The sequence below is a fragment of the Evansella halocellulosilytica genome (genome assembly GCF_002335745.1).
GTDB classification, from domain to species: Bacteria; Bacillota; Bacilli; order Bacillales; family Salisediminibacteriaceae; genus Bacillus_CA; species Bacillus_CA halocellulosilytica.
Genome location: NZ_NIST01000001.1, coordinates 2,267,128 through 2,281,317, shown reverse-complemented (window position 1 = coordinate 2,281,317; position 14,190 = coordinate 2,267,128). Strand labels below are relative to the sequence as shown.

Below are 14,190 nucleotides of genomic sequence, written 5' to 3'. Positions count from 1 at the left end.
TTTGCTATATTTTTTTAATAACTATCCGCCCGTAAAACGAGCCGTTTTAATCTCGCCCTATAAGGGCACTTTATCACTTTTGGTCCGTACCAAAAGTATTCTAAGGACATCCCTTTTATAATCAAATAGAATTCGAAATCGCTATAGGCGGACGCTTTCACTCCAAAGCACAAGTGCGACATCTACTCGTGCTGCACTTGTGCTTTGAGGTGAAAGCGAGTAGGTGAATGGCATATCAACACTTATCATCACGGATTCAGGTAACAATGGTTACTTAAATAATTATCAATGGTAAACTATAAATGGCGGTATGTTCAATTTAACCAGGAGCTGGTTCAATGTTACAACATTTTAATTCTCAAGCATAAAAGGGGACGGTGCCGACGTCAGTGATATAAAGCATACACTTACTGGTGGAAGGTGGAGTGATTTCCGTCTTACAGTGGCTGGTACAATGATAAAGCCAGTCGAGGTACGGATATATAGATGAAAGAAGCTATATTGAAGCAGGAATCAGAAGTAATCGCTCTCCCAAAAGGAAAGCGGTGAATTTGTCACTAGCTTTATAAAGCCTGAGACTTCATTGAAGAAGGAAAAGAAACGGAACCCTGCCTCCAAGATTTTATTGAAAAAATCTTAGGAGGTAGAAGCTTGAGCAGAAAAAAGGAAAATCAAGGATTCACATGTGATAATTGTCAATCTATAGTCATCCCATTGACAAATGGCAGTTACCGAAATCACTGCCCTTACTGCCTTTTTTCGAAGCACGTAGACATTTTCCCAGGAGACCGCCAAAACTCTTGTAAAGGTCTTATGGAGCCTGTTAACGTTGTTTACAATAGTAAAAAAGGTTATCAAATTATTCATCGATGCTTGAAATGCAACGAACAACGCAGAAATAAAATTGCTTTAAATACTGAACAAGAGGATCGGTTCAACTCTTGTATGTATTTCAATACTCGCAATTAAAACAGAAATATGCCGCCATCAATAAGGATCTATGCAAAATTGCATAGATCCTTCATTAATGGCTATTTTTTACGCTTTAACACGCTCACTCCATAAGGTGGCAATAAAACGTTGTCCACTATTAGAGTTTCTTTTATGACATCTAAATAATTCTTCCCATCTAATGTGATTTTTTGCTCATACGTACTGAAATTAAGTAAAAACACATATTCACTCTCTTCGTCTGAACGTAATTGCGCTGTAACCCCTTCAGGCAGGTCCGTATCTAAAACTCGCGCAATTCCCGCATCCTTTATAATTTTTCCATAAAAGTCACGATGGAATGGTTCCTTATTACGCGAGGCAATATAATACGCCTTCCCTTTACCGAAGTTGTTTACTGTTAATGCCGGCCTTCCTTTATAAAAATCACTGCCATATTCAGCTAAGCTCTTTGCCCCTTCTAGATGAATCAAGTCACAAAGTTCATGGGCGACATAAGCTTTCGTCCCATCCGTTGTCATGACAACTTGATTTTCTTCTCCATCATGCAACCCGTCTATTTCCTCAGACCAAATGCCGAGCGTTTTTCGTAACGGACCAGGAAAACCGTTGAGAAAGCAGAGGTCACTCTCGTTCACAATCCCAGACCAATAAGTCGCGATAAACGTTCCTCCATTTGCAACAAACGCTTCGATTTTTTCACCAACGTTTGATCGCACCATATATAGCATAGGAGCAACGATCACTTTGTACTTCGAAAAATCACCGTCCATATCGATGACATCAACAGGAACACCTTGTTCCCAAAACGGTTTATAATGCTGCCTTACGGTCTTCTCGTAATGAATGCCGCTATTTCTAGGTCCTTGTGCATTTTTTACAGCCCAGCGGTTTTCCCAATCAAAGATAACAGCAACTTCAGCTTCGACACTCGTTCCGACTATATCTGAAAGCTCCTGAAGGGACTTCCCAAGCTTCGCTACATCCTGAAAAACACGTGTATGTTCACTGCCGCAATGATCGACAACTGCTCCATGAAATTTTTCGCTAGATCCCCGGCTTTTACGCCACTGGAAATATTGAACCGTATCGGAGCCATGAGCAACAGCCTGTAATGAAGAGAGCTCATGCATCCCAGGCTTTTTCAGCTTACTTATCGGCTGCCAGTTCGTTAAGCTCGGCGTACTCTCCATTAACATAAACGGTTTACCACCTTTAAAAGAACGCATCATATCATGATTCAACGCTACCCAAGCTGCTTGGTCTGTTTCATCATCTGAATCATGCCACGTCGGGTAAGAATCCCACGAAACAACGTCGACTTCTTTTGTAAACTTCCAATAGTTTAACCCTTCAAACGCTTCCATGAAATTCGTTGTAACAGGAAGATCAGGATTAACATTGCGTAACGGAGCTACTTCATGTTTTAAAAAGTCTACCGTCTGGTCCGTCACGAAGCGGTTCCAATCTAAGTTCAAACCATGTACTGATTTCTCACCGTGTGGTGCAGGTGACTCAATTTGCGACCAACTTGTGTACGTATGACTCCAGAACGTCGTCCACCAAGCATGATTTAGCTCATCAAGTGTACCGTACCGGTTTTTCAGCCAAGTACGAAATGCATCCTGGCAATAATGACAATGGCAATGGCCACCATATTCATTTGAAATATGCCAGCCGATGACAGCTTTATGGTTGCTATACCGTTCTGCTAATTTCGAATTCATTATGTTTACTTTTTCACGGTATACCGGAGAGGTATAACAATGGTTATGACGCCCACCGTGCAAATTCCTCACTCGGTTTTCCCCTACACGTAATACTTCTGAATATTTTTCAGACATCCATGCTGGACGTGCGCCGCTCGGTGTTGCTAGAAAAGCATAAATACCGTTTTCTGCAAATGTATCAAGAACGTGATCCAGCCATTCGAATGTAAATGTTCCTTCTTCCGGTTCAAGAGATACCCATGAAAAAATCCCGACAGACATCACGTTGCAATTTGCAAGCTTCATGAGTCGAATATCTTCTTCAAAAACCTCTGGGTAATGAAGCCACTGCTCTGGGTTATAATCTGCTCCGTGTAGCATCTTCGGAATTTTATTACTGATCGGTAAAAACGTTTTTGTCATATTATCACCTTTATTTCTACTCTGTAAGTTGTTATGTCATTTCCATTTTTTCTGTCAGAGGATGTTCAAATAAGAAAAAATCACCCCTGTTTAAACAAACACTGTCAGCCTTTCGTTCCTCCCGCAGTCAGACCAGAGATGAGATACCTTTGTAAAAATAAGAAAACTAAGGCAATCGGAATTGCCACTAAAATAGCTCCAGCAGCAAAACGAGTAAAGTTATTGTCGAATTCATTACTTACAAAGTTGAAAAGACCTAGTGCTAATGTAAACTTCTCTTCACTTCTTAATACAATTCTCGGCAGCAGGAAGTCCATAAACGGCGCCATAAATTGAAAGAGAGCGACTACGGCTAAAATCGGTTTTGCTAGTGGTAGCATAATCATAAAGAACACCCGTAAATGACCAGCTCCATCAATTTTTGCAGCTTCATCAAGCTCCTTTGGAATTGTGTCAAAATATCCTTTAACGAGGAATGTCATCATTGGGACACTTGCGCCTACGTAAATAATAATTAACCCTGTTAATGTGTTTAACAGTCCGACTAAGTTAAGTAATAAATAGAGCGCAACCATAGCCATTAAGATCGGGAACATTTGTAAGACGAGCAGAACGTATATCCCATTCTTTTTCCCGACGAAATGATATCGTGAAAAGGCATATGCAGTTAATGTTGCTACGACAACCGAAAAGAACGATGTAAATCCAGCTACAATTAAACTATTTTTATACCACATAACATAACGTCCGCGCGGGTCTTCAAAAAATAGCCAGCGATAATGATCTAAACTCCAATTTTCAGGGATCATCGTTGCAGAAAACATGCTTCGTCCTGGGTTAAGGGACATTCCAACAGCCCATAGGAGAGGATAAGCAATTATTACTGCCATAATCGCGAAAAACATATAGATCAGTGTCACTTCAATTCTGCTTTTCGTTTTCATCTTCAATAGACTTTCCCCTCCTCTTTAAACGTTCTAGTTCGTCGGAATTGGAAAAAGGCAAATATCGCAATCATTAATCCAATAACCTTTGAAATCGCTGCTGCCATACTGTAGTTTTGCTGGGAGAAGGTCAGATTGTATACCCAAGAAATTAATATATCCGTCCCTCCAGCATTTTGTCCCCGGACAGCAGGACCGCCTTCATTGAATAAATAAATAATATTAAAGTTGTTAAAGTTTGCTGTATATTGCATGATCATAAGAGGTGCCGTTGCATACATGACATGTGGAAATGTAATGCTTTTGAATTTTTGCCACCTTGAAGCACCGTCTACCGTTGCAGCTTCATACCAATCATCAGAAATACTTTGAAGTACTCCGGTAAACAAGGCAAACACAAACGGAAAGCCAAGCCAAACTTGGATCGAGATGATTGCGACACGACTCCACATCACATCTGTCATCCAAGGAATGCTTACATTAAACAGCGGTTCAAAAATTTGACGATTCACTGCTCCGAAACCATCATTAAACATCGCTGCAAAAATGAGAATTGATACAAACCCTGGTACTGCCCAAGGTAAGATAAAGAGGGTACGTAACGATTTCTTAAATTTAATCCGCTTATCATTGACAAGAATCGCTAAAAACAAGCCGAGGGCAATTTGAAGCGTTGTTGCAACGATTGTCCAAACGATCGTCCAGCTTAATACGTTAAAAAATGTCGCTTGCCACATAGGAGATGTCGCTAGCATGATAAAGTTTTCAATCCCGACCCAATCCAACAAGTTAGCAGGCGGTGAATTACGTAAATGGTAGTTTACAAACGCAAGAGAGAGCATAAACCCTAACGGGAGGATAATCGCAAAAATGACTAAGAACACACCTGGCCCAATTAAAAAATATGGGAATGTTTTGTCATAAGTATGATGAAAAGCTTCACCAAGCGATGGAATACGAAAACCACTTTTCAACTTTTGTGCGTCCTTATATGCATCTCTCAAATTAATAACATAGAATAGAAGTGCAAATATTAATAGAATGATCGTTACTAAACCTTGAATAATTAATACTAAAGAGTGGTCTCTGCCTACTTGAGTACCTAACGTCACGATTCCCCAAAGACCAATATCGATAAAATCGGCAAACGCTACGACAAATGCTACCGCAATGACAAGAAACATACTTCCTTTTACGAAGCGGTGATTATAGTATTGTCCAATCCCTGGAACAATTGATAAGAGCAGAGCTAGTTTCGGATTTTGACTAGAATATTTATGAGAATTGGAGTCTTGTCCAACAGATTCTTCTTGTTGTTTTGTTCCCATCCAACAACCTCCTACAACAAGGAATTTACAATGAGGCTGCTCCCTGTTAGCCTCGCATAACGACCGATGGCATTTTTAGTTTATGGAACAGCCTTCATCTAACGTTCAATGCTCATTACTGCATCATATGAATAAACTCATGAATTTCCTCTACTGCTTCATTTAATACTTCTTCTGGTTCATCTCCATCTGCGTTGTACTGAAGTGAATCCTCCATCGCATCCCATACTTGATCCATCTCTGGAATGTTAGGCATCGGAATCGCAGTTTGTGATTGTTCTAGGAATCCTTCAGCGTAAGGACTATCAATGTCTGCATCCGGTCGAGCAGGAATTTCACCCGTTTCTTCATAATAATAAGCTTGTGAATCTGCTGTAGTTAAATGTAAAGCAAGTTGTGAAGCCCAATAAGTGCTATCACTGTAATTGGAAACGAGCCAACCCTTTACACCAGCAAATGGTGTCGGTTGTTCCCCGTTTGATAATGCAGGCATCGGTACAACGCCAAGACTGTCGCCGAGAGCGTCTGAGAAAGAAGCAAGTGCCCAAGGTCCTGAAACAACCATTCCTACCTTTCCATCCGTAAATAAACCATTGATGACATCTTCATCAACACTTCTCGGTAAAATACCACGATCAAATAAAGATTGTATTTCGGAATACGCTTGTACAGCACCTTCATTGTTCAAACCAATATCGTCAATATCGTAGTTTCCATCTTCATCCTGCTCAAATACGTATCCGTTGTAGCCGCCAAGCCAAGGGTAAATGTGATAAAAGTTCAGAGCTTCAAATAAAAACCCGTACTCATCGTTTGAAGCATCTGTTAATTGTTCAGCCAAATCATATAGCTCGTCCATCGTTTCAGGAACTTCATCTACAAGGTCTTTGTTATAATATAACGCCGTATTTTCCATAACTAATGGTGCTCCATACACTTCACCATCAAATGTAAACGCCGTAACAGCATCTTCTGTATATTCACCTAAAACTTCCTCATCAATTTCAATCGGAGCGAGTAACCCTTGTGTGACTAAGTTTCCAAGTCTGTCGTGTGGTTGAAAGATAACATCTGGTCCAATTCCGCCTGGTGCATCTAAAGCAAATGCTTCGTCTTGATCAGCCATTAAATATGGAGTGACCGTCACGTCAATCCCATGTTCTTCCTCAAATTGTGATACTAAATGCTCAACAGCAGCATACTGATATTCGTCATCATTCGCCCAAATTTCTAATGTTTCCGGCTTTTCTGGTACAGATGCATCTTCACCTTGTTCTCCTTCCTCCGTTTCAGTGTCTCCTGTTACTTCTTCATCGAATGTCTCTGAGTCATCGGGGCCGCAAGCGACAATAATGAATATTAAACTAAATAATAACGAAAACAAATACAAGTGAGCTTTTTTCAATTTGTTTCTCCCCTTTTTATTAAATATAAGAATATGAATTAATTGTAACCGATTTCAAAATGCGATAAATATAAAATTACTCTGATATTTTATAAAAATCTGAAACTAAATCTGACGAACTTTGTATATATTTATATTTATATTTATATTTAGCAAGATGAATCTCTTTAAACAAAAAATAAAAGCTGGGACAAAACCCAGCTAAATAGAATATGCAGCATTATGGTTGATTGTTCAAAAGTACACTCGCTTGCACTCCAGAGCACAAGTGCGACATCTACTCGTACTGCACTTCGTTTGCATTCGTAGTGTCTTCTTTGCCGTGGGCAAGGCTTCAGCTAGCCGGGATAAAACGCCCCCGATGGATCTAGCCTATAAACTTCAAGAAAATGATATCGCTTTTGCCGTGAATGATATGGTACAAGACATCCCCAATAAAGCATTCAAAGGTACAATATGAATTAGGATTTGCACTTATGGCGGTGAACTTGAGAAAGTACACCGTCCACAAACTTCATGGACATGATTTTGATCATAATAAAGAATCCGGTTATCAAATGTCAATAATCGGATTCTTTTTTTGCTTTAATGAGACTGTTTTGTCCCAGCTCCATCATTTTGTACTAACAAAATTATTCATGTGTAAGTCGCGATACTTTTTAGGGGTAATCCCTTCTTTTTTCTTAAAAGTCGCAACAAAATTACTTACATCATTAAAGCCTACTAAGTGAGCAACGTTTTTCAACGGAATCTCTGGGTTTTGAACTAAAATTTCTTTTGCCTTTCTAATCCGCAGCTGAATCAGAAAGGAGTATGGACTTACATTAAATGTATCTTGAAACAGCCTGTTTAAATATTGTGAGCTGACATTTGTATGACGGGCAATATCTTGTAATCCAATGTTCTCTGCATAAACCATTTCAAGCCAATCTACAATCGGCCTTACTTTATCATAAAAGTTTGATAAAGAAGGCTGATTGTTCACTTTCCCGTACTTCCGCAAGTGGATTAAAAAGTTATATAAAAAACTTGATAGTTCTAAACGTGAAAATTCGGAATCCGCTTCAACTTTCATAAGCATTTCTTCAATAATTGCTGCAAATGGCAACTTTTCCATATTTGTATACATCGCAGATGTGTTCAGCTTTAATGAATTTAAAATTGAAACAACCGAGTCACCGCCAAATGTAATATACATAGTCGACCATTTCTTCCCCTTTGTATAATAGGCATGAGGAGTGTACGGTTTTAAAAGAATTCCTTTACCGGAAGTTAACAAATACTCTTGACCATAATAAGTAAAGCTACCTTGACCATCAATCGTTTGCAGCCAATGATAATAAGGATAACCTTCCGGACGGGTAAAATCCTGCTCTTGAGGGTTAAAACCTATACTTTCTACAAACAATGGTAATGTATTTTCTGATGTCGAAAATGTATACCGCTTCTTTTTGAAACGATCCATATGCGCACCACCTTCATCTTTACACAACGACTCTCTCCTACGAGTATACTATGAATCATTACCTAACAAACAAATCACATCGAGAAAGGTTCCTGTTTTCCCCATCAATCAAGCTATTACTGACCACTAGCTTTTTCCCATTCTTCATCCGCTTGAGGATATGTCCGTTTAATTTGAAATGATAATACGAGTGCGATGACTGTCAAAAGTCCTATTAAACCGAATGATATGATTGCTCCTAGTATATCTGGATTTACAATTGCAGGATTTCCGCTTGCTGTTTGTTCAGCGGTCGTCATTGTCGTAACTAAAACTGCTGTTCCGATCGATGCCGACATTTGGCGGATCGTATTTGTCACTGCCGCTCCGTGCGGAATCAACTTTCGAGGCATCGCATTTAAACCAGCTGTATTCGTTGGCATCATAACCATCGAAAAACCGAACATTCGAATGGCATACATCACAGCTAAATAAGTAAGTGAAGTCGATGTATCAATAAATAAAAACGCAAATGTAGAGATCGTCATTAAGATCAACCCTGGAATTGCAAGTGCTCTAGCTCCTATCTTATCAAAAATACGTCCTGTAATCGGAGCCATCAAACCGGCAATTAAAGCGCCGGGAAACAGGACGATTCCCGCTTCAACAGCAGAAAAGCCTCGCATATTCTGCATATACAATGGAATCAGCGTCTCTAAACCAATAAGCCCCATAAAGCCAATGCTGCAAATAATTGTTGAAATGGTAAAAATACGCTTTTTAAAGACACGAAATTCTAACATCGGATGTGCCATTTGAAGCTGTCGTAATATAAAGATAACAATCGAAGCTGTTCCGACTGCAAGGACAATAAGAGTGACTGGACTTCCCCAGCCATTATTCCCCGCACTTGTAAACCCATAAAGAAGTCCACCAAATCCTAACGTTGAAAACAGAATAGATACCGGATCAACCTTTGGATTTTTCAGTTCAGTAACATTTCTCATCGTAAAATGTGCAACGATCAACATGATGATCGCAAGTGGGAGGATTCCCCAGAACAAAAAGCGCCACTCAAATTGTGAGGTCACCCAGCCTGACAATGTCGGGCCAATCGCAGGAGCGAATGAAATGACGAGCCCGATATACCCCATTGCTGCTCCTCTCCGTTCAACAGGGAAAATAAGTAGAAACACCGTTTGCATAAGTGGAAGCATCACTCCAGCCCCTGCAGACTGAATAATCCTGCTCGTTATTAACATTGGAAAATTGGTCGCTATTCCTCCAACGAGAGTTCCGAGCGTAAAAATGCCCATTGCCGTCATAAACAATTGCCTAGTTGTAAATTTTTCCATCAAAAAAGCTGATACAGGAATCATAATTCCATTTACGAGCATAAACACAGTCGTCAACCATTGTGCTGTATTTGCAGTAATATTCATTTCCTGCATGATTGGTGGTATAGCCGTAATCATCAATGTTTGATTTAACACCGCAATAAATGAACCTGAGATTAGTAAAGCTGCAATCAAAACTTTGCTATAATTTTCATTTTGTGTCATAACAGAGACTCCTCTTATCTATGTAATCTACTAGTATATGAAAGTAGACTTCAAGATTTACACATCTTGAAATCGTTTAAATAATGAAAGATATTTCGAGAATCTAATAAAAAATTATACACCTGTTGTAAGATCGTTACAAATTTCAGAAATGTGTCAAAGTCGATACTTATAAAAGTGAAACGAAAAACTTATCAAAATTAACAACTTAATAGCTATTACATCGCGATATATAAGCTTTTTCCACCTAATTCGTAGTACAAGTTTACTATAATTGCCAAGTATACTTTCTACTGTCATTTGATTATGATAATCTAAGAGATAATCTACATATCGAGAACGATTCTAATTAGATAATAAAAGTTAATTAGCAAACATTTTTATCGGCACTATAACCAGACCGTTTAAGGAGACAGCCGATGAAATCATATACAAATGTACCTACCTCAGCCAGAAGAAAAACACCAAATTACGTTTAGGATTTCAATAGTCAACAAATTCTATTTTTCTATCACCATTGAGTATGATTTATCTACTAAAAAAATAAAGGAGGTTCGTATGATTTCAGTTAAGGTACAACCTGAACAAGTATTTGTTGTAAAAGGACGCAGTCAACAAACAATTCATTGTGATTTTATTTTTAAAAATATGTGTGATAGAAATTACCAATTATCAGCTATTAGGATGATGGCTTTTGATCAATCTGATTATGTCATTTCTCACAAATTGATTAATGGAAATGGCTTGGCACCAAGTATTACTACATTTCCCCAAAGAGTAGCGATCCCTGATGGATCTATCCATATTTTTAACCCTTTTCATTCATTTGATTTAGAATTAAACATTTCTTATTTAGATTTCGTATTTACATTTGCCACTGAAAATGGAGATGAATTATATGCTCATGCGACTATCAGGCCTGTCGAGTACAAAACTAAAACAGATTTAATCCTTCCATTAAAAGTAAGAACCTATGTTTCTGATGGAGATGATTATTACTCTCATCACCGACGCGTTGACTTCACACACCCTGTTGCTCAGAAATTGAGCTTACAAAAAAACCCTCAAAGATATGCTTATGATTTTTCTGTTATCGATGATCAAGGCAACCTTTTTCACAACAACCGAAACTTGGAAAATTGGTATGGATATGGTACAACCGTTTTTTCTCCAGGAAGTGGTATAGTAGCAGAAGTCGTAAATGACATTCCTGATAATTGGTTTGAAGATCACCAAGTCGTTATGGGGAAAAATTTAAACATGACTGACTTGTCATCATTTGCCGGCAATTATGTTCTGATTGATCACGAAAATGGGGAATTCAGTATGTTAGCTCATTTTAAACAAGGAAGTATCATCGTTTCCAAAGAAGATCGAATTGCTCAAGGAGAAGAAATAGGGAAAATAGGTTTTTCTGGAGATACGAGTGATTGGGTTCATCTTCATTATGAATTAAGAAACGATATGAGCTTCGTTGAATCTGAAGGGCTGCCTATATCTTTTAAAAACTTTAACCGGTATATTGGCGGAAAATCCGTCCACCATAAATTTGGCAAGATCGAAACAGGAGACATCATTACTGAATGAAGTAACTGACCGCCTTAAATTGTCAATTAGTATCGGGCTGTCCCAAAAGTATTTTGAGGAAACCCTTTCTTTCATTATCAAATAGAATTTAAAATCGCAATTGGCGGACCCTTTCCACGGGCAATGCCTCAACTTCCTAGGTGCCACACTGTGTACGCCTAGGGGATTTTTTCTTCTTCTTCAAGAATAATCGATGAAGCGTTTCCGTCGAAGCAGCTCGTAGAGAATTCAGCGAAGGTTCGCTCGTCGCAAGTAGTAGCGCATAAAAAAATAAGTTGGAGTAAGTGTATTCCAGTTCAATTTACTTCATTTAAAAGTGCTTTAAAGCCCCCCATAACTTTGACATTTGCCGATAAGCTTATTACCAGGATATTTCTCCTTTAAAAAAGTGATCGATTGGGTAATTAGTTCTTTTAATACATCGACATGAACATCTGCGAGTTTATTAATGTACACACACGCTTTGCCAGTCGTATGCTTGCCAAAATCCTTCAATAATGCTTCCCGATCACTCATTCCTGTTGCAAAATATAAACTGATCTTTGCCTTTCTAGGTGAAAAACCGACAAGCATGGCGTCTCCTTCGTGCCCCGACTCGTACTTATAATGATATTTACCGAAACCGACCATACTCTGTCCCCACATTTTCGCAGGATACCCCGTTGTTTCGGTAAAAATATCAAGGAGCTTGTAGGCATCCTCTCGTTTTTTAGGGCTCTCCACACCTTCAATAAACTCAATCACACTGCTATCATTTTCTTTCGTTTTCAGTTCGTACACCCTCTCACTCCTTTGTAACAGATTACTGTAGCTATCTATCAATTCCCCTTTTACAAAAGCCCCTCTGTAAAAGTAATTGCTTTTTTTGTAGATTCGATCAAGTCTGAATTACCTTTAGACTCTCTAATCTTGAGTGCTTTTTTAAAGCAAGCTAACGCCTCTTGATTCCTGTTCATTTCTAATAAACATTTTCCCATATGTTGTAATGCATAATCTTCATATGAGCTTATATTTTTCTTTCGACATTTTTGTAAAGCATGTTCAAATAATTTTAAGGCATTTTGCTTGTCCTGATTATATTTCATCGCTTCACCAAGCCGGATGAGGGAAACAATTTCCTTCATATCATCTTCGTGATCCCTTGCATAATGCAAACATTTTTCTAAATATTCGATTGCTTTTTTTGGCTCATTCCCGATGCGATAAAGGTTTCCAAGCATTCCATATAAAACGAATCGGTCACTCTCTTCCAAACTTTCATTTGCAAAGGTTTCCATTTTCTTTACAAGCTCCTTTATTTTGGATGGGTGACAGCATTTTTCACGCATAAAATGATCGTGATCATCATAAATGAACTGAGACATAGCAAAAAATTCACATTCTAGATTCGTTAGCTCGATTAAAAACTCCTCCTTTTAAATAATAGAGGATGTTCAAAAAGCCCGGAAAAAATAGCTTTCACATCTCTGCGTTGACTCGTTTCTCTGTTATTCACGTATGAACACCATACGATCCTACTCAAAACTTCGCCGCTTTGATTTACTCGCCTCTTTTTGTCCCGCTTTTTGAACATACACTAAGAGTTTTTATTTAGAAATAGCTTATAATGTTTCTAGATCCATAGACTGGGACGGTTTTCATTAAAACGATTCAATGTTTTCGAGAATCCCATACCACCAATGATATGCGCTATAGAAAACGAGAACGAAAAACAACATAAGTCCCCCGAGAAAAAGCCATTTCCATTTGCTCAACAGCATCTCTCCTTATGAGTCTATTTTCTTTGGTGACATTACGTGGCAAGAGCTTTTACGTACACCCCCTTGACTGATTTTCGATAGGCTTCTTCTCCCATGTTTTTAACTTTTTGTGAGAGTAAGGATGCTTTTATTAGCTTATTGTCATGAAAAACCGAAGGATCTATTAATCTTAGTTTATTTTTACGGTGTATGTCATAATGATCTTTATTCTCTTCTACTACAACTTTATTATGAAGCTTGCTCATAAATTTCTGAATCTCCTCATTTTTAGCAGCATTCAGCTTCTCTATGACTAAGTCATCTGTGCTTAGCAAGTCATTAAGTGAAAGAACCCCTTTTTCAAGTGAAGTACGAATCGCTTTTGCAAGTATGTCGTAACCATATATATTCAACGGATCCATAAAAAAGTCGATCACTTCTTTGTAATACGTTGAGACGAACCACTCTGCATACTTTATCGATTGCACATATATTTTTCTGTCAATGACAAGAAGGTGATTTAAAAAGTCATCAATCTCTTCTATCGTTATATACCCGTAATGATACATATCTCGTAGCGTATAATCGACACGATCCGCACAAAGTTCAGGTGCAGGCTGTTCAAGCAACGTCCATCTAGATTCATCAAGAAAATCCTTAACATCATATGAATATTTCGATAAGATTTCAGGTATTTCTGATTGTTTAATGACTTCATCAAAAATGTCTTCATGATAACTTTCCTCTAAGTTGTTAAAAACAAAATCAATCACATGAGAAAAAGCAGTATGAGACACATCATGCAACAGCCCCGCAATCTGTTCCTCGATAGATCCACCTAATTTGCGGATTAGCAACATGACGCCAACAGAATGCTCATATCTTGTTACATTCCAGTTCTCGTTTACAAGATAACTTGCGCCTCCTTGATGAATACCTTTTAACCGCTGTATCGGCTTGCTTTTTATTAAATCTTCAAGTACACCGCTAACCGTAAACTCTCCATAAATCGTATCTGTAATTTGCAACTCTATCGCCTCACCCTTCGTTGTTATATCTAATGTCATTTTATATTAACTTTCTGACCACAACAAGAAC

At 38.4% G+C, this 14,190-nt stretch carries 11 protein-coding genes; 2 read left to right on the top strand and 9 right to left on the bottom strand.

What is annotated here, in order from left to right:
- Positions 1-651: 651 nt before the first annotated feature.
- Entirely contained in the window at positions 652-969 is a 318-nt protein-coding gene (locus CD001_RS10805) for an RNHCP domain-containing protein (RefSeq protein ID WP_096187710.1), read from the top strand.
- Positions 970-1,031: 62 nt separating this feature from the next.
- On the opposite strand, the gene CD001_RS10800 is transcribed toward CD001_RS10805, so the two are convergent.
- The 6 genes from CD001_RS10800 to CD001_RS10775 form a co-directional block, all read right to left on the bottom strand.
- Positions 1,032-3,083: a beta-galactosidase gene (locus CD001_RS10800; RefSeq protein WP_096187708.1), complete on the bottom strand. Its 2,052-nt coding sequence runs from the start codon at positions 3,081-3,083 to the stop codon at positions 1,032-1,034.
- A gap of 104 nt (positions 3,084-3,187) precedes the next feature.
- Positions 3,188-4,033, bottom strand: a complete 846-nt coding sequence (locus tag CD001_RS10795) for a sugar ABC transporter permease (RefSeq protein WP_096187706.1) — start codon at positions 4,031-4,033, stop codon at positions 3,188-3,190.
- On the bottom strand, positions 4,030-5,355 hold the full coding sequence (locus tag CD001_RS10790; protein ID WP_096187705.1) for a carbohydrate ABC transporter permease: 1,326 nt from the start codon (positions 5,353-5,355) through the stop codon (positions 4,030-4,032). Before CD001_RS10790 ends, CD001_RS10795 begins: the two co-directional genes overlap by 4 nt.
- Before the next feature lie 115 nt (positions 5,356-5,470).
- The gene (locus CD001_RS10785) at positions 5,471-6,760 is read right to left on the bottom strand and encodes a sugar ABC transporter substrate-binding protein (protein WP_096187703.1); all 1,290 of its coding nucleotides are present in this window, start codon (positions 6,758-6,760) and stop codon (positions 5,471-5,473) included.
- 613 nt (positions 6,761-7,373) lie between these two features.
- Positions 7,374-8,225, bottom strand: coding sequence for an AraC family transcriptional regulator (locus CD001_RS10780; protein ID WP_096190565.1), 852 nt, complete (start codon positions 8,223-8,225; stop codon positions 7,374-7,376).
- Between the two features lie 116 nt (positions 8,226-8,341).
- Positions 8,342-9,766, bottom strand: coding sequence for an MDR family MFS transporter (locus tag CD001_RS10775; RefSeq protein ID WP_096187702.1), 1,425 nt, complete (start codon positions 9,764-9,766; stop codon positions 8,342-8,344).
- Between the two features lie 558 nt (positions 9,767-10,324).
- Here CD001_RS10775 and CD001_RS10770 point away from each other — a divergent pair.
- Positions 10,325-11,353 (top strand): M23 family metallopeptidase, encoded by a 1,029-nt coding sequence (locus CD001_RS10770; protein WP_179298703.1) that lies wholly within the window; start codon positions 10,325-10,327, stop codon positions 11,351-11,353.
- A 321-nt stretch (positions 11,354-11,674) separates the two neighbouring features.
- On the opposite strand, the gene CD001_RS10765 is transcribed toward CD001_RS10770, so the two are convergent.
- The 3 genes from CD001_RS10765 to CD001_RS10755 form a co-directional block, all read right to left on the bottom strand.
- Entirely contained in the window at positions 11,675-12,133 is a 459-nt protein-coding gene (locus CD001_RS10765; RefSeq protein WP_096187698.1) for a DUF1801 domain-containing protein, read from the bottom strand.
- Positions 12,134-12,183: 50 nt separating this feature from the next.
- Entirely contained in the window at positions 12,184-12,717 is a 534-nt protein-coding gene (locus tag CD001_RS10760) for a tetratricopeptide repeat protein (RefSeq protein WP_096187696.1), read from the bottom strand.
- A 428-nt stretch (positions 12,718-13,145) separates the two neighbouring features.
- Positions 13,146-14,120: an HD domain-containing protein gene (locus CD001_RS10755; RefSeq protein ID WP_096190564.1), complete on the bottom strand. Its 975-nt coding sequence runs from the start codon at positions 14,118-14,120 to the stop codon at positions 13,146-13,148.
- Between the last annotated feature and the right edge of the window lie 70 nt (positions 14,121-14,190).

Coding starts and splice junctions, on each gene's coding strand:
- CD001_RS10800 (WP_096187708.1), bottom strand. CDS start 3,083: ATGACAAAAACGTTTTTACCGATCAGTAATAAAATTCCGAAGATGCTA.
- CD001_RS10790 (WP_096187705.1), bottom strand. CDS start 5,355: ATGGGAACAAAACAACAAGAAGAATCTGTTGGACAAGACTCCAATTCT.
- CD001_RS10780 (WP_096190565.1), bottom strand. CDS start 8,225: ATGGATCGTTTCAAAAAGAAGCGGTATACATTTTCGACATCAGAAAAT.
- CD001_RS10775 (WP_096187702.1), bottom strand. CDS start 9,766: ATGACACAAAATGAAAATTATAGCAAAGTTTTGATTGCAGCTTTACTA.
- CD001_RS10770 (WP_179298703.1), top strand. CDS start 10,325: ATGATTTCAGTTAAGGTACAACCTGAACAAGTATTTGTTGTAAAAGGA.
- CD001_RS10760 (WP_096187696.1), bottom strand. CDS start 12,717: ATGTCTCAGTTCATTTATGATGATCACGATCATTTTATGCGTGAAAAA.